Genomic DNA, 21,348 nt, shown 5'->3' on the forward strand with positions numbered 1-21,348 from the left:
GTGTAAGTATTGCTGTTATTGGAGTTTTTCGGTAGCGATCAAAAGCGTCTGATACCAATTTGAAAAAAAAATGCGACAAATACACTGGGTAGGGTAGCACAGCGGTGCTACCCTACAGATGATCGATCTGTTGCAAAGAGTCTAGAATCCCCCGTGTTCCCAACCGGGGGAGATGTCAAAACAATCCCTCCGATTCTGCGAATTTACGCAAACGCGGTACACACTGGCGCTGATAAAAACTACTCAATGTCGGAATTGACAACCCAAAGTCCTCAGACAACTCTCTCCAGCTAACTTCCGGGGGTAGGCGTTTGAGAATTAACACCTGACAATTGACATCTGGACGCCCTTTGATACAAGTACGGCGCAGTTCTCCATCAGAGTCTGTATTGGCCCAGTTCTCCAAATCTTCGAGAATTGGAGGTGCTTGGGGGGTAGCCGGGAGGTTATCTACAGGATCAATGGTTTCACTTGTTCCACCAGATGTAGACTGACGAATCCTAAGAGGGACTGTTGTGGCTTGTTCCCGGTTTTGATTAAGGTAAAAGTCTTGTAGTCTCCGTTTTAGGTAAGCATTCAGCCAGGTGATTACGGTACCATAATCGGGGTCATATGTTTGACCTGTCAAACCCTCACAAACATTACGGCAGAAATACAACCAAGTTTGTTGTAGTGCGTCTTGATAATAGGGAGTACTTTCCCTCCAGAGTCTACTTGCTGTCAGACGAATAATTTGTGTGAGCAGCTTCTGACGCTGAGGGGTTCCAGGTGGGTATCCACAGGCTTCGGTAACTAAGCGGCGTAGCTGTTCATCGAATTGAACCATGACAATCTTGAGGAACAAAGCAAGAATATCTTAGTATTGCGTATAACAACGCCTTAGAAAATTACCTTTCGTCACGATACTGTATCTTTTTTCAAAGGGAGTGGGGAATAGGGATTGGCGACTGGGGACTGGGGAATAGGTATTTTGAGTCTTTGAACTGGATGAATCCACCTTTGAACTGGATAAACAAGTCTCTAATTTTCCTTGCTCCCCAGTACCTAATCCCCAGTCCCCAATCCCTAGTCCCCTCAATACAATCCGAACCAAGACAGAAGATTTTCCCACCAAGAAAGTCTGAGATTACTTACACTCAGTTTCATTTTGTTACGAATGTCTTGGATATTCCAGTTGGTTAGCTTAGCTAGGGTTTGTGCTTCTTGTTCAAAACGCTTGGGCAAAGAACGCTTATATTCTCTACCCGCCTGACACTTGAGTTCTCCTTGGAAGGGATGTTGCAAAACATAACGCCCTTGGAAGGAATCACGATTACCAGTTTGTTGGAATATCAAGTCTTCTGGGAATTTGTCGCGGGTGTAGCGGACATGCAATCGGGAGATGAAGACATTACTTCCAGGAAAGGGACGACGAAAGTTCGGGGGTGCTGGTACATTACTGGCAGAATTATCATCTAGCCAAAATACGCCTGCTTGCTTGAGTTCTTCTGGGGTTAGGGGATCGGCAGAACAGGGATCGCAATTACCCATGTCCCAAGCGTATTCTAAAAAACCAACTTTCTTGTCTTCTTTGGTGTAGACAGTTTGAAACATGGATTTGTAAAATTCACCAAATTCATTTTTCACAAATAAGGGAATGTTGGCATTGGAGGGGATTTTCACCGTGCGGTAATTAGTGATTTCTGCCTGTCCTTCCGCTGAGAGGATGTAAACAATTAAATCCTGCTCTGTGGTGGCGTTGATCATGCCCAAACGAATTGGTAACATGAATCTGGGTGACTGGTAAGAAATTTGTAGCGGACGAAGGTATTGGTAGCCAGATTTCTCGAATTTATCTAAGTTAACTTTGGCAACAAAGAATTTCATTGAGGAGCGGACATAGGGTTTAAGTAACTGTTTGGCACCTCTAGGAATTTTGTAGCCATTGCGTTGAAGCCAAGTTTCCAGTCCGCCAGATTCTTTAGCACTGAGAATCACGATGTCGTATTCACCCACATTAAAACGTGCTTCTACCGTCACACCCAAACTATCATCACCTCTAGCCCTCCCTGACTCATTGCTTGCTGCTGGTGCTGGTGCTGCTAGTGGTCTGTCATACTCGTAAACTGGGGCACAAGGATCTGAGTCAAAATATTCGACCAATCGCGGCGCACTAAAAGCATCTAAACGTTCAATAATCTTGGGTTCCGCCACGCGGACTTGCTCTTTTTGTATTACCGTTGGCACGGGCACCACCATTGCAAAATCTTTGACTTGGCCTTGAAAATCGTTTGCCATTGTCAAGACAGTGCGATCGCCATTTCGCGCTATTACTACCTGAGATGCTTTGTTATACAGCTTTGTATCAGCTTTCGCTACATAAAATCCACAAAATGCCCAAGCTGCCGGCGCAAAGCACAAAACAACTACAATTGCCAACAATAATGGCGTCAAAAGTCGAAAAATTTTCATTTTATACCTCTTTGTATTTTGGATTTTAGATTTTGGATTTTGGATTTTGGATTTTTTATTGAATTCAAAGTCTTAAATTGGCAGAGTTAAGAGTTCTCCCCCATCTCCCTCATCCCCCTCATCTCCCTCATCTCCCCCATCCCCCTCATCCCCCCTTTGCCAAAAAAACCTCGGGGCTGACCAAAGAAAATCTATCAGAATAGTCAATGGTGCAAGGATGAAGAGTGCCCAAAAAACTGCGGTGGAAAGAAAGAAATAATTCCGCAGGATAAAAGTTAATCCAGCGATGCACATTGCCCAAACTACGCGCCCAATTCGGGAATTGGGGATCGATCGCGGATCGGTGATCATAAATAGAGCGAACAACAGCAAAGATCCGCTCATCAATCGGTGCCAGTAAACATCCCAAGTCCAACCCAGCCAGAGATTGCGAATCGCTTCTAACAGGGAATATGCACCTAAAAAAGCTGCTGTGGTGTCCCAGCGACCAATTCGTTGCAAAACCATGCCCCCAGTACCGGCAAATACTAGCCCATACCACCACTCTTCACCCCACTGTCCTGGTGAAACCCAAGCGTCGCGGGTGAAAATCAAGGCACAAATAATGCCAAAATTGCCAGGATTAAAGAAATGCTTATCGCCGACTCGGAAGATAAATTTGCTGGCGATGGCGCTTGCTACGGCGATCGCCATTGTCGTCCAATGATCAGCCCGCAACAGCAAACTCAGTCCCAAAGAGGTAATTAAAGCACTGCGAAGATTTAGGCTTTGTCCCTCTTTGTTTGCAAATGACCAATGACCAATGACTAATGACAATATCGATTGAGTTGTTAGAGAAGTGGCGATCGCTACTGCAATCAACTCTGGTCGCAGTGTCCAGTCTCGTGTACCGATTCCCAAGACTAGGAATAAGCCCAGAAATAGAATTTGGTAGTCTCGTATATCTTTGAGCAACATAATCTATTAATTCGGGGATTACCCGTAGATGTCTCATCAATTTAGACGAGTGCTAACTCAAATGATGTTGCTGTTACAGATTTTGTTACAAAACAGAGCAACTAGTAAGGCACTGGAGTCAGAATATGAGTGGTGAAAACAAAAAGTTCACTTTGAATTAGGGACTTCCAAAGAATAAATTATTCCAAGAAAAACAAGAAATATGTTTTCTCAAGAATGATAATCATTTTAAGGGGGGGGGGAGAAAAGGGGTTGCCCTCGGCAACCCCTTTTCTCCCGATCATCTATGCATGAAGAATCTATACACTTGTCATCTATTTTAAAGTTAAACAGTGTAGGATTAGTATGTTTTGTAGCTAAATAAATGCTGTTATTAAAATCAAATAACTTTTGTTTTACTACAACAAATATCAATAAACCAATTACCTAAATTTGGGAAAACTTCATGAGTAGAATCGGTTAGCCGCTCAATCTGTTTTTCAATTTGAGCCATAGCTTTTTTTGTAAGCTTGACCCCATTCTCATAAGTTTCGTGTACTAACTTAACGACTGGATGTTTCCCGTTCCATGTCATAGTGCTGGCAAAATTTAGAGCCGTTTCTAGTTCATCTAAAATGCTACCATTCCAGTGATTTTCTAGTACTGCCCACGTCCTTTCTATCGGATTATATTTACTATGATAGGGCGGATAGTAAGCTAAACGTATATTTACTTGATGTTTTTGCACAAACTCTACTATACGTTTCATAAATTGAGTACGCCGTGAGCTATTCTGTGGCCCGTTATCTTGATTGAGAAGTAGGGTTTGAATATCAGAAAAACGATGCTTTTCTTCTAACCAAAAATCTTCTAGAATATCAACAATAAAATCGCTTGTAGCTTTCGATTCCGTAAAGTATAAAAATAGCTCATCAAGCTCTGGAAGAAAGATACCATAAGGAGTTACAGTTGTCTTCGGATTATAATCATGGTCGTCAGCCTTCGCTCCATCCCTGCTTTTACCCCCTCGGTCAAATGAGCCGATCTTAACACGGGCTTTTCCGTCCATGCTTAGACGTAAAACACTCTTATCTTCTGAAGCATCTTTATTTACAATGTCTAATTGCTCAAAGATTGCATCAGTTTGTGGAATTTTTTTTGAGGTTGAACTTTCTTTACCCTTCTGAGCTTGTAACCTAAATTATTTAATTTGACTCGAATTGTTTCTGATGTATGTAACTTTTCATCGCTGTAACCATACTTTTCGATTAATTGCTTTCTGACTTCGGCTGCACTGAGTCTAGTATATAGTCTTTGACTTTTAAAACTCGGATCTGTTTGACTATAAAAGTCAACTAAATTTTTTATATCTTCTAAAAGATTTGGTAGGTGTTCTTCTGCTTTATAACGTCCTTTGCCACTCATGTTATCAACACAAGTAATACCGCTTTTTAATTCTCTTGTCCCTTTCCGAATTGTGTCTCTATTCCATCCTAGTTCTGATTGTGCAAGCCTTTGCCCTCCTAAACCTAAGCCCTGAACTGTCTGTGCCATAAATTTACGCTTTTCAGCACCTTTTAATTGAGATGCAGTTTCAATCAACAACTTTTTAAGAGAATCAGTTAATACTATAGTCACCAGTTGCCACACTCAAAAACTCAATCATTATTCAAATTACTACAAAAGGGGGATGAAGGGGCTGCCGTCGGCAGCCCCTTCATCCCCCTTAAAAATGATTATCATTATTGCTAATGGAATAGTTTATTTTCTGGAAGTCCCTTAACTTGATTTAAAAAGGGATTGCTCTGTGGAAATCAACCTATGACTTTGCTCAACGTTGCCGAAATTTGTCCAGTTACTCGCACCCTTGGCCCTGGCCAACGCTTTGTAATCTGGGTACAAGGCTGCTGCTTTCGCTGTGAAAATTGCATTTCTCCAGATTGGATTCCCCAGCAGCAAGCCACATTAGTTGATCCTTTCAAACTTGCTGATTACATCCTCTCTGTACCTGGTATAGAGGGTTTAACTGTTTCTGGCGGAGAACCAATGCTGCAAGCAACTGCTTTATGTGAATTATTTATTTATCTTCGCCGACACCGTGACTTGTCTATCATTTGTTACAGTGGCTTTACTCTCAAGCAGCTACAAACCAAATCAGATCCAAATATCAATACAATTTTGACTCTCGTTGACGTTCTCATTGACGGACAGTATATCCCAGAACTAAATGACAACAAAGGTTGGCGAGGTTCTAGCAATCAAGTGGTACATTTTCTCACTTCCCGTCACTTGCATGAAGCCAGCTTATTTAGCGATCGCCAACGAGATGTAGAATTGCATCTGCGTAATGAGTCAGCCTTAATGGTAGGTGTTCCACCCCAAGATTTCTCTAGCAAATTTAAATTAGCTGTTGATTTTTGAACAGCAGAAAAGTCTCTCTATGCAATTTGCTCCCCTGTTCCCAATTTTCTACCGCATTCTCCAGCCGAGTTTTCCCAATTGCCTTTGGGTTGGAAATCCCCATTCTCAAGCGATCGCCCTGACATTCGATGATGGGCCTCATCCGCAATATACACCGGAAGTTTTGGCAGTTTTAGACCACTACAAAATTACAGCGAGTTTTTTTTGGTTGGGTGCTTGCGTCAACCGTTCACCAGCCATTGCCAAAGGTGTGAGCGATCGCGGACACTGGATCGGATTACATGGTTACGATCATCGCTCTTTTCCCATGCTTTCCCCAAAAGACCTGAAAGAGAGTTTAGAAAAAACCCAAGCTGCCATCTACAATGCTTGCAATCTGCAACCCGAACAAGTGCGGGATGTCCGCCCCCCCAATGGTTTATTTACACCTGGTACTTTAAAATTATTTTCTCAGTGGAATTACCGCCCAGTGATGTGGAGTGTTGTACCAGAAGATTGGGTGCGACCAGGCGTCACCACCGTAGTACAACGAGTTATGCAGCAAGTCAAAAATGGTTCGCTGATTGTCTTACATGATGGTGCTTGTGGTGGACAAGATGTTGCTGCCACAATCAAAATTCTCATTCCCAAACTGCTACAACAAGGCTATAAGTTTGTAACTGTCGATCGTTTATGGCAACGATGAAATTTAATACGCTTCTCGTCTTTATTAAGCAACAACCTCAATAAACGACTGCCCGAATTCAACAAATTTGTTTTGAGTGAACACAGAAGCGATCACTTTTAGATTCCCCCTAACCCCCCTTAAAAAGGCTACCGTGTATACACAAGTTGGTAAGGGCACGGCAGTGCCGTGCCCCTACGAGAAATCTATCTGTATCAAGGTTTTCGTGAAATCGTATTACGCATTCACAGGAAATACCAAACATGGATAATTAATTCAAAAACCACGTTTTTCGTAGGGGCACAGCACTGCTGTGCCCTTTATTGAAGACTCATAATGAGAATTTATTAGGTCTAGAAGGCTTACATCTTTTGCTTAATTTGGCAAATCTTTATCTGCGATTACGACATTGCAGTGGATAGCGGTTACCCCGCCATGTCGTCCAACCATCTGCGATTCTAGTATGACTGTTGTATTTGAGATACCAATTATCTTGTTCCGCACCTAAATAACGAATACCCAAATCCTGTCTTTGTGTGCTGGAAAAACGTTTTCCTAGAGGAACCCATGCACTACCGTTATCACTAAACCGCCCGACGAGACGGACACCAGAAGTAGTAGAGCAAATATTACCAATACAACTAGTTTGTGAGTCATCGACTACTTTCCACTGCATTTGGGCTGGTCTACCGTCAATATTACAGTCCCAAAGACCAAAGAACCACTCACCAGCAACCTGACTGGCTTTAGCATGACTAGATGCCAATACCAAACTTGCAGGAACAATTGCCAAGCCCAAAAGCCATTTTGTGATGTTTTTCATAATGCTTTACCAATACCTTAAGGTAATCTGTACTTTGTATTCACTTATATGTATTGACATTGCTATTTATGCAGATCATCAAAGCATGGAGATTTAAAATTTCCAGAGAAGATATTTTCTAGTTGGGAATATCAGCCTTTGGTAGCTGATATTCCCGCTAGTTGTGCTAATTCCTAAAGTTGATGTGTGGCTAAAAAAGCTTCGACTTCGGCCGCTGTAGGTTGAGAGGCGATCGCACCTGCTTTAATCGTAGTCAATGCCCCAACAGCACTGGCATAGGTGACAATGCGTTTTGCCGTTTCTGCATCCCGCAAACTGTGGATGCCATTCTGACTTAACTGGTGGATAAATCCTGCCAAAAAGCTGTCCCCTGCACCAGTTGTATCAACTACAGGGATGGAAAAGGAGGGTAATTTGCCTTCGTTTTCACCTAAACAATAAGTGCAACCATTTTCTCCATCTGTGACGAGTACTCCCTCAATAGAACCCAGACGGTAAGTTATTGCTCCCGGATCTGCGGTTTCAAATAGCCATTCAGCTTCTTCTTTGGAGAGTTTGAGGAAATCGACTTTATTAAATAATTCTGGAATTTTTTGATGAGCAATGTTTGGATCGTCCCAAAATACAGGACGCCAGTTGACATCCAGCACAATTTTCAGGTCGTATTGTTCTGCTAGTTGTAGGGCGCGGTAAACTGCCTGTTCACTTTCAGGATAGGCTAATTCCAAGGTGCCCAAAACCAGAAAATCTGCTTCTTGAAACAGCGAATCTGGCAATTGTTTGGCTTGTAGGCGAGTATCGGCAAATTCAGAGGTGTCATACTGACCAAATCCAGCAAAAGTGCGATCGCCAGCCAGATCCCGTGTCACATAAACTTGCCGCGTTGGTGCTGTGGGATGGCGTTGCACCCCTGTTGTATCTACACCCACATTTTCTAATAGCTTCACCACTGCATTTCCTGGTTCATCTTCGCCAACAGCTCCAATAAAACCGCTTGGCGTCCCCAGCTTGACTAAAGCACAGGCTACATTAGCTGGTGCCCCTCCTGGGTAGGGAGTCCAGGATTTCACTTCTTCCAGCTTTAGCCCCAATTGATCGGCTAAACAATCAAACAAAATTTCACCAAGGCACAAAACACGGGGATTGCTCATTTCATTTTAGATTTTAGGTTTCGATTTTGGATTACGAATTTCCAGTATAAAATCTACAATAATTGTTGCTAATCTGTCGCCAGTCCTTCATAGAATTAAATAGCAATTTTTACTACTCCAATAACATGTATCTGCCCCTAAAACACACATTATTTTCTCAGTAATTTAACCATAATCAAACCTCTAAATATGCTATATTTTTTACATATGAAACTTGTTGGTGAAATTCCTGGCAACTTGAAATCGAAAGAAAATATTGACAATCGTATTCCTGCTAACACTTGAAACCCTACCAACAAAAGAATCTTCTAGAATTAGAAAGAGCGATTGAGTACATATACCAAGGGAGGATAGAGATAGTCATGGCTGGTGGCAAGTCTGAGACACCTGTTAGTCTGTCAGACAGAGAGCTGCAAATTATCGACTTAGTGGCCGCTGGCTTAACTAACCAAGAGATTGCAGTTAAACTGGAAATTAGCAAGCGTACAGTTGATAACCATATCAGTAACATTCTCACCAAAACCGAGACAGAAAATCGAGTAGCCCTTGTCCGCTGGGCTTTACAGTGGGGCAAAGTCTGCTTGAATGATGTCAATTGCTGTACTCTACCCAACCAGGTCGAATAAACATTAACTTGTAGTAGCACGATTGATCTGGTGTAGTATGCTGATAAGCCAATGTTGAGCTTTACTGATTATTCCTCTCCTCACACATAAGTTTTCAGTGTGAACACTCTACCAAAAGTTCCGAGTTCCGGACTCAGCAGGAGTTTATGTTAATGTAGCCAGCTGACCCTCCGGACTCGGAAACTATAAAGATCGGAATTCCTTAATATCAGGGACTGGGGACTGGGGATTGGGGACTGGGAAATAGGAAATAAATATTTAGGAATACTTTCCCAATACCCAATACCCAATCCCCAATACCCAATACCCAATCCCCAATCCCCAATAACAAAAATTAGCAACAATTCAATGGTGCAAGCGCTACATTTGAAAGAAATCTATGTTGCTCCATCGGCTTGGAGAGCAGTGTTCCCATGAATACTTCTGCTTCTTTTCAAGGTGGCTCGTTTCCCTTGGAATTTTTTAACTTTGATTGGACGACACCTCTTTCGGGGAAAGTTCCAACTTCAGAATCCCAACCCTCAGAGTTTCCGTATTCCACACAGGATGCTGACTTACTTAGGCAGCTATCGTTCATTCCAGGGTTGAAAGAAATTTTGATGCTGCGGCAGGTTCACGCCCTAGAACATGCCACTGTTTGGGTTCTGAGCGAATCAAATAGTGCATACCACACCACAGCAGAACCCAATAAAGTTCAACTAGATAACGAACTATTAGGTGGGTTGTCTACGGAGCAGGGATTCTACCTCTACGGTGAAGTTAATATCAGTGATTTGCGGCGTGCAGTCACACTTGCCCGACATCGCCTCACCAGTGGAGAATGGGATTTGGCCGTACATCCCCGTTGTGGCACAAATTTATCAGTAGCAATGCTCTTAACTGCTGGACTAGCTGTAGGTGTGCATCTGTTGCTACCATTCCGACCAATCGAGCAACTTATAGGTTTGGGGTTAGCCGCAACGACAGCCGCTGAAATCGCACCTGATTTAGGTTCCATAGCACAGCGTTACTTAACAACTGCCATTCCTTTTAACCTAGCAATTGAAAACATTATCCGTACACGTGACCTTTGGGGACGTGAAGCGCATTTTGTGAGGGTAAACTGGCAAGAATAAAGGGAGTGGGGAGTAGGGAGTGGGGAATAGGGCATGGGGCATTGGACAGTGAACAGTAAACAGTGGACAGTTACAGCGTTTTTCATCTATTTGAACCACAATCCTCGGTAGGGGCGCACAGCTGTGCGCCCCTACAACATGGTCTATTTACCTGAAAATTGCTGTAATTGATAACTGATAACTGTCAACTCCCCATCTCCCTCATCCCTCTCATTTACCCCCACTCCCCACCCCCCACTCCCCACTCCCCTAAAAAAATTATGAGAAAACTTTACTTCTTACTTCCTGGTACAGATGGCAAATTTGCCTGCGGTGGTCTTTGGGCCGAGTTAAAAACAGTTAATCTCGTTCAGCAGCTTTGTAATGCTGATGTTGTAACTTATCGTCAGCGGGAAAAAGGTAAGCAATTCATTGATGATTTGCTGCAAGAAAAAAATCTCAATGATGTCATTTTTGTGATTAATTGGGGATTTGATGTCGCTCAACTTGTCCCTAAGCTGAAGCAATACAATGTTGTTTACCATGCACATAGCCCAGGTTATCCGTTTAGCCTGCCTGCAAGTATTCCAATTGTTACTGTTAGTCGCTATACAATGGGATATTGGGGAGAAAAATCACCAAATTCTTTGATTTATTATTTGCCCAATCAAATTTCTGATGAGTTTAAAAATTTAGGTCTGGAACGAGATATTGATGTTTTGGTTCAGGCTCGGAAATCTTCTGAATATTTAATTAAAGAGTTGATTCCAGCATTACAAAAACGTTGTAAAGTATTCGTTGTTGATTCTTATGTAGAGGATTTGCCTGGACTATTTAACCGGGCTAAGGTTTACCTCTATGATTCCGCTGAATACTGGGCACAACAGGGTGTTAGTGAAGGATTTGGTCTGCAACCAATGGAAGCTCTTGCCTGTGGATGTCAAGTATTTTCTAGTGTCAATGGTGGATTGTCCGATTACTTAGATCCTGGCTTTAACTGCTATAAAATTGCTGGATATTCACAAGAATATGATGTGCAACGTATTCTCAAGGTGCTTGAGTCTCCAGTAGGGTTAAGTTTGGATGAAGATTTCTTTGCTGAATATCGAACTGAAAATATTATTAAGCGGTTAAAAGTGATTTTGGATGAATTAAATGAATTTTTTGACCACAAAATCCAGCAGCCATCTAATATTAAGAGTTTGACGAAAATACGTATGGCTAAGTTATTTGTGCAGAGGATATATGGTAAGCTGAGAACAAAATATTTCAAGTTGAAATAAACTAACCGCAGAGGCGCACAGATCGCAGAGAGAAGAGAGGAAATTGGATGAGTCGGCAATTATTGGTGACGGGGGGTGCGGGGTTTATTGGGGCGAATTTTGTGCATCATTGGTGTCAGGCTTATCCAGATGACCGGGTGGTGGTGTTGGATGCTCTCACTTATGCGGGGAATCGTCTGAATTTGGCGGTAGTTGAGGGAAAAGAGAATTTTCGGTTTGTGCAGGGGGATATTTGCGATCGCTCCCTTGTAGATGAGTTATTATCAACGGAAAATATAGATACCATCGCCCATTTTGCCGCTGAATCTCATGTCGATCGCTCGATTCTCGGCCCTGGTGCTTTTGTACAAACTAATGTGGTAGGAACTTTCACTCTTCTAGAAGCTTTTCGCAAATATTGGGAGACGAAAGCACAGCCATCTGATTATCGCTTTTTGCACGTTTCTACTGATGAAGTCTACGGTAGTTTAAGCCCAAATGATGCTGCTTTTTCTGAAACTACACCTTATGCTCCCAATAGTCCCTATTCAGCTTCTAAAGCTGGTAGCGATCATTTAGTGCGTGCTTATTATCATACATATAAACTACCAACAATTATTACAAATTGTTCTAATAATTATGGTTCCTATCAGTTTCCCGAAAAGCTGATTCCTCTAATGTGTATCAACACTTTGATAGGTAAGCCATTACCTGTTTATGGTGATGGGAAAAATGTCCGAGATTGGCTTTATGTCGGCGATCATTGTCTAGCCCTAGATGTAGTAATTAATCGGGGAAAGCCAGGGGAAACATACAATATTGGTGGCAATAATGAGGTAGAAAATATTAACCTCGTGGAACTTTTATGTAAAATGATGGATGAATTAGCACCTGATTTACCAGTGCGTCCAGCAAAGCAGTTAATTACTTTTGTCAAGGATAGACTTGGACACGACAGGAGATATGCAATTAATGCGAATAAGATTAAAACTGAGCTTGGTTGGACGCCTTCGGTAACAATTGCTGAGGGTTTACGTTTAACTGTTGAATGGTATCTGACTCATCGTGATTGGTGGCAACCTCTCTTATCTGAGGAATATCAAGCTTACTATCGCCAAAATTATTCTGTAAAATGACTTCTCAAATCCCAGTCCTTTGAATGAGCTACATGGGTAGGGGCGCACAGCTGTGCGCCCCTACAAATATCTGTGTTGATGTGTGGTTAATTATTTGTTTAATACCCAGTTGTGATACATAGTATTATTTACTTGAAAGCTAGTCCAGCAGCGCTTAGATTCAAAACAATACTAACTTTGGCAACTTGGTATAGGACTCATATTTGATTTTTGAACAAAACTCAGTACACCTTTATTGCTCCTTCCCAGTCCCCAGTCCCCAATCCCCAGTCCCTTACCTCTACAAGTCATTCAGAAATCAAATCGGATTGCTATATAAGTCCCGTTAACCATGTGGGAAGCGCTATAAATTAGCTAGCTCCCGCAGTTTCTCCAAATAATGACTATCCTTGAATGGTAAGGGAATGAAATTAGCGTAAATTGCCAGCAGGTGTCAGATGCTGCAAGCAGAACAGATATTACAAGACCGTTATCAGATTCAGAGCCAACTCGGCAACAATGGAATTCGTCAAACTTGGCTCGCAAAGGATTTAAAAGCCGATGAAGGGCAGAATTCCACTGTTGTGGTCAAACTTTTGGCTTTTGGTGGTACTGTGCAGTGGGATGATTTGAAACTTTTTGAGAGAGAAGCACAAATTCTCAAACAGCTAAATCATCCTCGAATTCCCCAGTATATTGATTATTTTTGTATTGACGATCGCACCCTCTGGTTTGGCTTAATACAAGAATATATCCCTGGTGAGTCACTCAAGGATAAACTTGCTAGTGGCAAAAGGTTTAGTGAAAAACGAGCTAAAAAAATTGCCGTTGAAATATTAAATATTCTTACGTATTTACATGAGTTGAATCCAGGAGTCTTGCATAGAGATATTAAACCAAGTAATTTAATCTGGGGCGAAGATAATCGAATTTATTTAGTTGATTTTGGCGCAGTTCAGGACAAAGCGGCAAAAGAGGGCGTTACTTTCACCGTTGTCGGTACTTATGGTTATGCCCCAATGGAACAATTTGGTGGACGTGCGGTAGCTGCATCGGATCTTTATGCACTGGGCGCGACTTTAATTCATTTGCTAACTGGTATCTCCCCATCTGATTTACCCCAGCAGGATTTGCGATTGCAATTTGCAGATCGAGTTAACCTCAGTCCCAGTTTTATCAGTTGGCTAGAAAAATTGATAGAACCTGCACCAGAACAACGATTTACTAGTGCCCGTCAAGCGCTGCAAGCCCTCAAATCTGGTCTAGTTGTCAAATCTGCAAACAAATATCAGCTTTTACCACCACAAGAAATTATCAACAATTCTGGATGTGGTATCAATAATCATAATGAAACAGTCCCAGAGGAAATTCTCGGTTGGAATTGGGGCGCATTCCTCATGCCTTGGCTGTGGATGTGGACTAATCAAGTGTGGTATGGGTTATTCTGTTTTGTACCTAATGTTTGGTGGGTAATGGCGATCGCTCTTGGTAGCAAAGGCAATGAATGGGCTTGGAAAAGTAGACCGTGGCGCAGTATTGAGCAATTCAAAGCCCATCAAAGAGGCTGGGCGATCGCTGGTATTTTACTTGGTGCGCCCATTAGTATTATGTTGTGGCTAAGAGCGATCGCTTTGCTCAAATCTGCGTTTTAGTGGGGACTGGGGATTGGGGAGTGGGGAGTGGGGAGTTAGGAGTTAAGAGTTAGGAGTTAGGAGTTAAGAGTGAGGAGTTAGGAGTGAAGAATTATTCCCCTTGTCTCCCTCATCCCCCTCATCCCCCTCATCCCCCACTCCCCACTCCCTACTCCCCCTTACCCACTCACTTGGGATTCAACTACACCCACGGGACAAGAGACGTTTGTTCCTCCCAAACCACAATAGCCGTTGGGATTTTTCGCTAGGTATTGCTGATGGTAGGCTTCAGCATAGTAAAACTCAGGGGCATCCAAGATTTCTGTAGTAATCTTGCCATAGCCTGCGCCGTTAAGGGCTTGCTGATAAGCTTCGAGCGATGCTTCTGCTAGCTGCTTTTGATTTTCAGAGTATACATAAATTCCGGAACGGTATTGAGTGCCAACATCATTACCTTGGCGCATACCTTGGGTGGGATTGTGGCTTTCCCAGAAGACTTTCAGCAGTTCGGAATAACTAATCACTTTCGGATCGAACACAACCAACACTACTTCGTTGTGTCCGGTTCTTCCACTACATACCTCTTCATAGGTGGGGTTGGGTGTTAAACCAGCAGCATAACCCACTGCGGTGGTGTAAACTCCTTTAAGTTGCCAAAATTTGCGTTCTGCACCCCAAAAACAACCCAAACCAAAAATTGCTTTCTCTAATCCATCAGGATAAGGAGGTTTTAGGGGATTTTTGTTGACATAATGAGCAGCGGGTACTGATATAGATTGCGCCCTTCCTGGCAAAGCTTCCTCAGGCGTGGGCATATTTTGCTTTTTGCCGAATCCGAATAATCCCATTGATTTTGACTCTGAATATACATCTTTACCTTATTTAACATTGTAAAGATTTTGGCGATCGCTTGGGGTCTTCTCAGAGTCCTCACTGGAGGCGTAGCGGTGAAGTGGGGAGATGAGGGAGATGAGGGAGGCAGGGGAGGCAGGGGGAGAATAACTTTTACTCTTAACTCCTAACTCCTAACTCCTAACTCCTAACTCCTAACTCAGCACTCCCAATCCAAAATCTAAAATCTAAAATCCAAAATAGAATTATGGATAAAATACCGAAAATTGACCGTCAAAGGGAGCATCAAGCGAACGAACGAACTTTTTTAGCTTGGTTACGCACTTCTATTGCATTAATTAGTTTTGGAATTGCCATTGCCCGATTTGGTATATTTTTGCGTCAGCTTAATGTTGCTATTACTCAACAAGAAACTCAGGTAAATACATTAACTAATTCCGAAAATTTGGGTCTGGCTCTGATAATTTCTGGAATTTTCACAATTGTGTTAGCTGCGTGGCGATACAACCAAGTTTTTTGGCAAATTGAGGAAGGAAACTATAAACCAAATAGATTAATTGTTTGGTTCATGACTGGAATAGTAATTCTTTTAGGACTTTTCTGTATTCCTTTGATTCTATGGCGTAATAAAGTACCTTTTCGTTCTCCTATTCCAACTCAACCACAGTCACGGAATTTGCGTTAAGTACCAAGCGTAAGTTTATATATATCCTCTAATCAGACTGTATAAAAATCCAAGCAATTCATAATCAATCTGATGAAAAATAATCCATTTAAGCTGATAGCGGCCTCTCACTTAATTTTGATTAAGGATGATAAAATATTGCTTATTAGACGTTTTAACACAGGATATGAAGATGGAAAATATAGTGTTGTTGCCGGTTTAGTAGATGGAAATGAAACTTTTGTGCAGGCTGTAGTCAGAGAAGCAAAAGAAGAAGTGGGAATAGATTTAAATATACAAGACTTGGAAGTAGTTCATATTATTCATCGCAAAGAGTCTGGGGAAGAATGGATTGATGCTTTTATTTTGGCAACTAAATGGAAATATGAACCTGAAAATATGGAGCCTCAAAAATGTGACGACTTGGGTTGGTTTGAAGTTGAAGCTCTTCCCAAGAATATAGTTCAATACGTAAAGCAAGCAATTGAAAATATAAAAAAAGGAATCTTTTATAGCGAGTATGGCTGGTAATTTACACCGGAGGTGGTCAAAAGCGGGACGCTCCTCGAACGTAGGGTAGCACAGCTGTGCTACCCGAAAAATGTGCAAATAATTTGGGATAATTTATTTTCTGGAAGTCGCTTAAGTCCTGTTCAATTAACAGTAGTTTCAGAAATAACTGTGATACAGGCATTTACTAAAGGTAACAGTGGTCCTAGTTGCTCTTGTCCACTGACGGCTAAATCGCTGTGACACAAATAAACTCTTTCGGATACACGAGACAGCAAATCTACCAAAATTCTGCGTAGTCGTTGTTGTTCTGCTAGTTTTTCATCTTCTGCTGTCCAAGGTTCGCCTAACCTGTCTCGCAGGAAAAACGGCGCACCAAATAACGTAGCTGCACCACCTTTAGCCCACAGAGGTGAACCAGCATCGAGCCAAAAATGCCAGCGGTGCGATCGCCTACTAGCTCGATATTGAAATATAGTTGCTAAAGTTACAGCTTTTCTGGCTCCACCAATGGGACGCACCGGGTACGGGTTGGCGGTAATAGTACCGCGTCGCAGTAGTTGAATGAATTCGGTGATAGTAGTGGCTGAGGGGGATGAGGGAGATGAGGGAGATGAGGGGGATAATTTTGAATTGGTTTGTCGGAGTCTGGTATCAATTTCCCAGTAGTGTTGGGCGGTTTCTAGTAATTCCCGCAATGCTGCTAGTTGTTCGTAGGGGAGATTGCTACCATTCCACAAAAAACGCACAATTGCTCTATCTAAGAGGGAAATGGGACTGGGAATTAAACGTTGTTCTTGTTGCGATCGCTGTTGTTCTAACCACTGTAATATTTCGTTATAAGCTGTGGTAGCTGCATAGCCAATTCTATCCCAGCGATCGAACGTTGAAACTGGTAGCAAGTTGGGGCGATCGGGATGGGGTACAAAGCAGTAATCTGCTATTAAACCAGCGCGTACCGGGTCAATATCCGTTGTAGAGACGCGATTCATCGCGTCTCGATTCATCGCGTCTCGATTCATCGCGTCTGTAGAGTTTTCAGGTAGTTGCTGTTTCCGACTCAAAACAACCAGCATTTCTGCCACGGCATCCCGATCTACTAGGCGTCCCAAGCCGGGATAAACTAGTGCCAGCATGGTGAGCAATGCCCGAATTACGGGTGAACTAATTAAGGGGCGTTGATCGTTAAGCGATTCTACTGGGATGTTTTGCTTGACGAGGATTTCTACTAGGGTATAACGAGCGATCGCATCTAAACCTGGTGCTATAATCGCTATTTCTTCTGGTTCAACTTGCTGTGATTGGATGGCATTGGCAATCACTTGCGCTGTTTGCCGCAATAATTGGGCGCGGGAGGTGGTTTGAATTGAGTGTACGATTTCTGGTAAACTCAATGGCATTATGGATTCTGTGACTAATTCCACCATTTGTGTAGCTAGCTGTTGTCCCAGGGACTCTCGAGGCGGCTCAGTTAAGGTTTCTACTCGACAACGGTCTGCTAAGCCTTCTAGGTAGTTCGGGTCTGCTCCTAATCCCAATCGCACTGCACCATCGGGATTATAGCTAAATGCTCCTACCGCGCCTTGGTCTAAGAGCAACTCAAACAACAGACGGGCTACCCCAGGATAATCATCCACATCATCGGCGAGTACTGCTTGATAGCGTTTTGTTAAATGCTGTTGGTAATTGCGATCGCTTAATAAATGCTGACTATAAAGTTCAGTAATAATCCCATAAGTTAGTAATCCCCTCTCTAAACACCAGTTACGCCAATCTAACAGCAAAGACGCCAAAAATTCCGGCTCTAAATTGGTGCTATTTTCCCCCAAACCCCTGGCTAAAATCTGGGCAATATCAACGCATGGTGTACCACTATAGGCTGCTAATTGGAATAAGTCTAAGATGCGACGCACTAAACGAGACTCATTCACACCTGCAAGACGTAAAATTTCTTCGTCTAATTGGGAACGCCACAGTTTCGTTGCTAACTCTTGTTCGGTTTCCGGCCGCAATCGTACCGGAAACTGCGCCTTCAGGTTCAACGAATTAATTAGCAATGGCCAAAATAAAATAACCTCATCCTGAAAAAAACCTAGCGGTGTCTTGGCACGAACCGGATATTTTCCTAAGGTAGATGTAACAATTTTATCACCAAATTCTCGACGATTATCATCATTCGCAGCTAAAACTAAAACTCCTGGTTCTGTTGGCTTAAGATATAAAAATTTGGGGACATTATCACCTTTTTTACGGTCTTGTTTTTTCGTATAAAATGAATCAATATACGTACTCTTAGGTTCTACCCAACTACAAAATTGCTCTACTAAGCGAGTTGTCTTACCACTGCGGCTGGTGCCAACAATCCAAATCGAATGAGAAACCACAAACTTTCTCCTTGTAGATTTGCTAGTATACCTCGTGCGTTAACTTAAGGTTAAGAATCACCAAATAATGCTGGATGATTGTCTGCAATGAAAAACTCTGTTTTTAGCCAAAAAATCTATTCTTTCCTCCTTGCTGCTTATCGACGGTACTTACAAACTCCTGAACGTTCTTTACATGAAGCTTACGATGCAGCATTAAAGATAAAGGAAATAGAAGATAAGCATTTTAATGGTAATAAAATAGACATTGACTCAGCCATGTACAGTAACACTGTCATGGATTATTTTGAGTCAGACTTAAACAAGCTATTAAAAACTGCTAAAATGCGGCTTACAGAATTTAGAGCCAGCCGTTGGTTTCTGGATGAAGAAAATCAAAAAGCTGCCGATAAAGTAGGTATAGAATACCTCAGTGCTTCTTTCGTTTTAGAAAGGCTCAATTTTATCGATGGAGTTATATCTAAATACACAACAGTTCCTGAACAAGTGACTTCTAACGCTGTAGTGGTAAAACCTCCAACTCCACCAATTGATTCAGCAATTACTCCAGCATTACCGCCTAAGATACCAACTAAAGATGTGGAGAAAAGATCCGATAAAAAATCAAAGGGTAAAACCGATACAATGGGCGTTTTACCCCGTTCTATTTTAAGTACTATCAGTCGTTTGCAAGTTGAACTAGACCCTAATTCTGAAGAAGAAGTAATTCAGAGTTTTCGTCAGGCTCAAAGAAGAACAATAATATCTATCAGATTTATTTTACTCTTAATTATAGTACCACTTTTGACGCATCAAATAGCAAAAGCTTTTGTAGTAGGCCCAGTTGTTGACCGATTTAGAACTGCTGAGCAAGTGCAGGTATTCCTGAATTCTGAGATGGAAGAAGAAGCGCTGGGAGAATTACAAAGGTTTGAAGAAAGAATCAAGTTTGAAAATATGATCAGTAATGCACCTCCATTGTCGCCTGAGCATATGGAAATAGAACTAAAAGATAAGGCAACAGAGATTGCTGAAGAATTTCGCCAGGAAAGCTCTAATTCCATTAAAAATGTTTTTGCAGATGTTTTCTCTGTGATTGCTTTTATTTGGTTGATGCTTTCCAGCAAATCTTCTATTGCTGTGGTGAAAGATTTCTTCGATCATATTGTCTATGGGCTGAGTGATAGTGCTAAGGCATTTATTATCATTTTGTTTACCGATATATTTGTCGGATTCCACTCTCCTCACGGTTGGGAAGTACTTTTAGAAGGTGTATCGCGCCATTGGGGATTACCGGCAAATCGAGATTTTATATTCTTATTTATTGCCACATTCCCAGTGATTTTAGATACTATTTTTAAATATTGGATATTCCGATATTTGAACCGCATATCGCCTTCAGCAGTAGCTACTTACCGGAATATGAATGAATAACCGAATTAGCAACTAACCGAAAATTTCTGTGTGAGGGTAGGGAGTGGGGAATGGGAAAATTTTTGTAGTCTAAATTTGATGAACAAGATATTTGCTGAGTTATTAAAATTTAATAATTTTCTGGCTATTAGTGTAATTGTAGTTCTGTCAATTTCTTTGTTGAGGATACAATCTTTGGCAAATCCAAAACTCAGTCCGCCAGAATGTCGGGTGAAGAAGTGGGATATACCAGTGTCGTTGACAGGTGAAAATCAAAATGTATTGATTCAAAGAAAACCAATTACTTGTTGTCAGGGTGACGCTTCTTGTTTGGATGAAGTTATTTATGGAAAAATACCAGATAAAAAGGCATTATTGACAGCTATCGATCGCAGTTTACAATACCTCCAAACTTCTAATGCTGCGGCTGCTTACCAAAAATATCCCGCGACTGGAATTAACCGCGATCGCGTCTTCAAAAGTTTGCAAAGATTCCGCGAAATTCTCTTAAAAACTAATTCTCCAACAGAGTTATATACAGCCATAGAACGAGAATTTGTTTATTACCAGTCAGTCGGTAAAGATAGCAAAGGTGCCGTTTTATTCACCGCCTACTATGAACCGCTTTACGCCGCCAGTCGCGTCCCCACAGCAGAATACCGCTATCCGGTTTATCGATTACCTCCTGATTTCAACTCCTGGTCTAAACCTCATCCTACACGCTTACAATTAGAAGGAGCAGATGGTTTACAAGGCGTAAAAGGTAAATTGCGAGGCTTAGAATTGTTTTGGTTCCGCGATCGCCTCGAACCATATATGGTTCAAATTCAAGGTTCAGCCAAACTTCAACTAACTGATGGAACTCAAACAACTATAGGTTATGCAGGTAATACTGCTTATAATTACAAAAGTATTGGTCGAGAATTAGCAAATGATGGCAAATTACCGCTACAAGGTATGACAATGCCAATTATTCTCGATTATTTCCAAAAACATCCCCAAGAATTAAATATTTATATTCCGCGCGATCGCAGCTTTGTTTTTTTTCAAGAAAACCACGGTGAACCAGCCCAAGGTTCTATTAATGTGCCACTAACAGCAGAGCGTTCTATCGCTACAGATAAATCTCTCATGCCTCCTGGTGCTTTGGCGTTGATTCGTGCTTCTATTCCCTTTGTTAATTCTACCGGAAACATGGAAGAACGAATTATTAGCCGCTATGTTCTCGACCAAGATACCGGAGGTGCAATTAAAGGTGCAGGTAGAGTAGATTATTTTTTAGGTACTGGTAAAATAGCAGGCGATCGCGCTGGCGTCACAGTTAGTAATGGGCAATTATTTTATCTATTACTCAAGTAGACCATAAGATTTT

At 41.9% G+C, this 21,348-nt stretch carries 19 protein-coding genes; 11 read left to right on the forward strand and 8 right to left on the reverse strand.

Going from position 1 to position 21,348, the window contains the following annotated elements; all coding sequences use genetic code 11:
• Window positions 1-175: 175 nt before the first annotated feature.
• The 4 genes from IQ276_RS14935 to IQ276_RS14950 all read right to left on the reverse strand — a co-directional run bounded on the left by IQ276_RS14935 (window position 176) and on the right by IQ276_RS14950 (window position 5,019).
• Window positions 176-826: a sigma-70 family RNA polymerase sigma factor gene (locus IQ276_RS14935; protein WP_193919858.1), complete on the reverse strand. Its 651-nt coding sequence runs from the start codon at window positions 824-826 to the stop codon at window positions 176-178.
• A gap of 248 nt (window positions 827-1,074) precedes the next feature.
• A complete protein-coding gene (locus IQ276_RS14940) occupies window positions 1,075-2,451 on the reverse strand; it encodes a DUF2330 domain-containing protein (protein ID WP_193919860.1) in 1,377 nt (458 codons plus the stop codon).
• 72 nt (window positions 2,452-2,523) lie between these two features.
• On the reverse strand, window positions 2,524-3,408 hold the full coding sequence (locus IQ276_RS14945; RefSeq protein WP_235115680.1) for an RnfABCDGE type electron transport complex subunit D: 885 nt from the start codon (window positions 3,406-3,408) through the stop codon (window positions 2,524-2,526).
• A 379-nt stretch (window positions 3,409-3,787) separates the two neighbouring features.
• Window positions 3,788-5,019 (reverse strand): ISAzo13 family transposase gene (locus IQ276_RS14950; protein WP_193917262.1). Its coding sequence is split into 2 segments (ribosomal slippage): window positions 3,788-4,539 and window positions 4,539-5,019, totalling 1,233 coding nucleotides; the frame shifts between segments, so codons are not numbered across the junction.
• A gap of 189 nt (window positions 5,020-5,208) precedes the next feature.
• Between IQ276_RS14950 and IQ276_RS14955 the strand changes: the two genes are divergently transcribed.
• Both IQ276_RS14955 and IQ276_RS14960 read left to right on the forward strand, forming a co-directional pair.
• Window positions 5,209-5,808 carry a 4Fe-4S single cluster domain-containing protein gene (locus tag IQ276_RS14955; RefSeq protein WP_193925837.1) on the forward strand — a complete coding sequence of 200 codons (600 nt, stop codon included), beginning with the start codon at window positions 5,209-5,211 and terminating at the stop codon, window positions 5,806-5,808.
• A 19-nt stretch (window positions 5,809-5,827) separates the two neighbouring features.
• Window positions 5,828-6,493, forward strand: a complete 666-nt coding sequence (locus IQ276_RS14960; RefSeq protein ID WP_193925835.1) for a polysaccharide deacetylase family protein — start codon at window positions 5,828-5,830, stop codon at window positions 6,491-6,493.
• 370 nt (window positions 6,494-6,863) lie between these two features.
• Here IQ276_RS14960 and IQ276_RS14965 read toward each other — a convergent pair whose 3' ends face one another.
• Together IQ276_RS14965 and IQ276_RS14970 are read right to left on the reverse strand one after the other, a co-directional pair.
• On the reverse strand, window positions 6,864-7,295 hold the full coding sequence (locus IQ276_RS14965; protein ID WP_190882543.1) for a DUF6006 family protein: 432 nt from the start codon (window positions 7,293-7,295) through the stop codon (window positions 6,864-6,866).
• A 173-nt stretch (window positions 7,296-7,468) separates the two neighbouring features.
• A complete protein-coding gene (locus IQ276_RS14970) occupies window positions 7,469-8,446 on the reverse strand; it encodes a carbohydrate kinase family protein (RefSeq protein WP_193924196.1) in 978 nt (325 codons plus the stop codon).
• Window positions 8,447-8,808: 362 nt separating this feature from the next.
• Between IQ276_RS14970 and pedR the strand changes: the two genes are divergently transcribed.
• The 5 genes from pedR (at window position 8,809) to IQ276_RS14995 (ending at window position 14,195) form a co-directional block, all read left to right on the forward strand.
• Window positions 8,809-9,072: a photosynthetic electron transport-dependent transcriptional regulator PedR gene (pedR, locus tag IQ276_RS14975; protein WP_073644788.1), complete on the forward strand. Its 264-nt coding sequence runs from the start codon at window positions 8,809-8,811 to the stop codon at window positions 9,070-9,072.
• 413 nt (window positions 9,073-9,485) lie between these two features.
• Window positions 9,486-10,187 (forward strand): DUF6391 domain-containing protein, encoded by a 702-nt coding sequence (locus tag IQ276_RS14980; protein ID WP_235115681.1) that lies wholly within the window; start codon window positions 9,486-9,488, stop codon window positions 10,185-10,187.
• 260 nt (window positions 10,188-10,447) lie between these two features.
• Entirely contained in the window at window positions 10,448-11,449 is a 1,002-nt protein-coding gene (locus tag IQ276_RS14985; RefSeq protein WP_193924056.1) for a glycosyltransferase, read from the forward strand.
• 47 nt (window positions 11,450-11,496) lie between these two features.
• Window positions 11,497-12,564 (forward strand): dTDP-glucose 4,6-dehydratase, encoded by a 1,068-nt coding sequence (gene rfbB, locus IQ276_RS14990; RefSeq protein ID WP_193924047.1) that lies wholly within the window; start codon window positions 11,497-11,499, stop codon window positions 12,562-12,564.
• 437 nt (window positions 12,565-13,001) lie between these two features.
• The gene (locus tag IQ276_RS14995) at window positions 13,002-14,195 is read left to right on the forward strand and encodes a serine/threonine protein kinase (protein WP_193924045.1); all 1,194 of its coding nucleotides are present in this window, start codon (window positions 13,002-13,004) and stop codon (window positions 14,193-14,195) included.
• A gap of 158 nt (window positions 14,196-14,353) precedes the next feature.
• Here the strand turns inward: IQ276_RS14995 and msrA are convergent, their stop codons facing one another.
• The gene (gene msrA / locus IQ276_RS15000) at window positions 14,354-15,022 is read right to left on the reverse strand and encodes a peptide-methionine (S)-S-oxide reductase MsrA (RefSeq protein WP_235115682.1); all 669 of its coding nucleotides are present in this window, start codon (window positions 15,020-15,022) and stop codon (window positions 14,354-14,356) included.
• A gap of 251 nt (window positions 15,023-15,273) precedes the next feature.
• On the opposite strand from msrA, the gene IQ276_RS15005 reads away from it, so the two are divergent.
• Both IQ276_RS15005 and IQ276_RS15010 read left to right on the forward strand, forming a co-directional pair.
• Window positions 15,274-15,711, forward strand: a complete 438-nt coding sequence (locus IQ276_RS15005; RefSeq protein ID WP_193919984.1) for a YidH family protein — start codon at window positions 15,274-15,276, stop codon at window positions 15,709-15,711.
• A gap of 72 nt (window positions 15,712-15,783) precedes the next feature.
• A complete protein-coding gene (locus IQ276_RS15010; RefSeq protein ID WP_193919982.1) occupies window positions 15,784-16,221 on the forward strand; it encodes an NUDIX hydrolase in 438 nt (145 codons plus the stop codon).
• A gap of 122 nt (window positions 16,222-16,343) precedes the next feature.
• Here IQ276_RS15010 and IQ276_RS15015 read toward each other — a convergent pair whose 3' ends face one another.
• A complete protein-coding gene (locus IQ276_RS15015) occupies window positions 16,344-18,584 on the reverse strand; it encodes a PD-(D/E)XK nuclease family protein (protein ID WP_193919980.1) in 2,241 nt (746 codons plus the stop codon).
• 78 nt (window positions 18,585-18,662) lie between these two features.
• Here IQ276_RS15015 and IQ276_RS15020 point away from each other — a divergent pair, with 78 nt between their 5' ends.
• Together IQ276_RS15020 and mltA are read left to right on the forward strand one after the other, a co-directional pair.
• Complete coding sequence (locus IQ276_RS15020) at window positions 18,663-19,997, forward strand: proton extrusion protein PcxA (RefSeq protein WP_193919978.1); 1,335 nt, start codon at window positions 18,663-18,665, stop codon at window positions 19,995-19,997.
• A 78-nt stretch (window positions 19,998-20,075) separates the two neighbouring features.
• The gene (gene mltA / locus IQ276_RS15025) at window positions 20,076-21,335 is read left to right on the forward strand and encodes a murein transglycosylase A (protein WP_193919976.1); all 1,260 of its coding nucleotides are present in this window, start codon (window positions 20,076-20,078) and stop codon (window positions 21,333-21,335) included.
• Window positions 21,336-21,348 lie beyond the last annotated feature (13 nt).

This window comes from Desmonostoc muscorum LEGE 12446 (genome assembly GCF_015207005.2).
GTDB lineage: Bacteria > Cyanobacteriota > Cyanobacteriia > Cyanobacteriales > Nostocaceae > Nostoc > Nostoc muscorum.

Coding starts and splice junctions, on each gene's coding strand:
- IQ276_RS14935 (WP_193919858.1), bottom strand. CDS start 826: ATGGTTCAATTCGATGAACAGCTACGCCGCTTAGTTACCGAAGCCTGT.
- IQ276_RS14940 (WP_193919860.1), bottom strand. CDS start 2,451: ATGAAAATTTTTCGACTTTTGACGCCATTATTGTTGGCAATTGTAGTT.
- IQ276_RS14945 (WP_235115680.1), bottom strand. CDS start 3,408: ATGTTGCTCAAAGATATACGAGACTACCAAATTCTATTTCTGGGCTTA.
- IQ276_RS14955 (WP_193925837.1), top strand. CDS start 5,209: ATGACTTTGCTCAACGTTGCCGAAATTTGTCCAGTTACTCGCACCCTT.
- IQ276_RS14960 (WP_193925835.1), top strand. CDS start 5,828: ATGCAATTTGCTCCCCTGTTCCCAATTTTCTACCGCATTCTCCAGCCG.
- IQ276_RS14965 (WP_190882543.1), bottom strand. CDS start 7,295: ATGAAAAACATCACAAAATGGCTTTTGGGCTTGGCAATTGTTCCTGCA.
- IQ276_RS14970 (WP_193924196.1), bottom strand. CDS start 8,446: ATGAGCAATCCCCGTGTTTTGTGCCTTGGTGAAATTTTGTTTGATTGT.
- pedR (WP_073644788.1), top strand. CDS start 8,809: ATGGCTGGTGGCAAGTCTGAGACACCTGTTAGTCTGTCAGACAGAGAG.
- IQ276_RS14980 (WP_235115681.1), top strand. CDS start 9,486: ATGAATACTTCTGCTTCTTTTCAAGGTGGCTCGTTTCCCTTGGAATTT.
- IQ276_RS14985 (WP_193924056.1), top strand. CDS start 10,448: ATGAGAAAACTTTACTTCTTACTTCCTGGTACAGATGGCAAATTTGCC.
- rfbB (WP_193924047.1), top strand. CDS start 11,497: ATGAGTCGGCAATTATTGGTGACGGGGGGTGCGGGGTTTATTGGGGCG.
- IQ276_RS14995 (WP_193924045.1), top strand. CDS start 13,002: ATGCTGCAAGCAGAACAGATATTACAAGACCGTTATCAGATTCAGAGC.
- msrA (WP_235115682.1), bottom strand. CDS start 15,022: ATGGGATTATTCGGATTCGGCAAAAAGCAAAATATGCCCACGCCTGAG.
- IQ276_RS15005 (WP_193919984.1), top strand. CDS start 15,274: ATGGATAAAATACCGAAAATTGACCGTCAAAGGGAGCATCAAGCGAAC.
- IQ276_RS15010 (WP_193919982.1), top strand. CDS start 15,784: ATGAAAAATAATCCATTTAAGCTGATAGCGGCCTCTCACTTAATTTTG.
- mltA (WP_193919976.1), top strand. CDS start 20,076: ATGAACAAGATATTTGCTGAGTTATTAAAATTTAATAATTTTCTGGCT.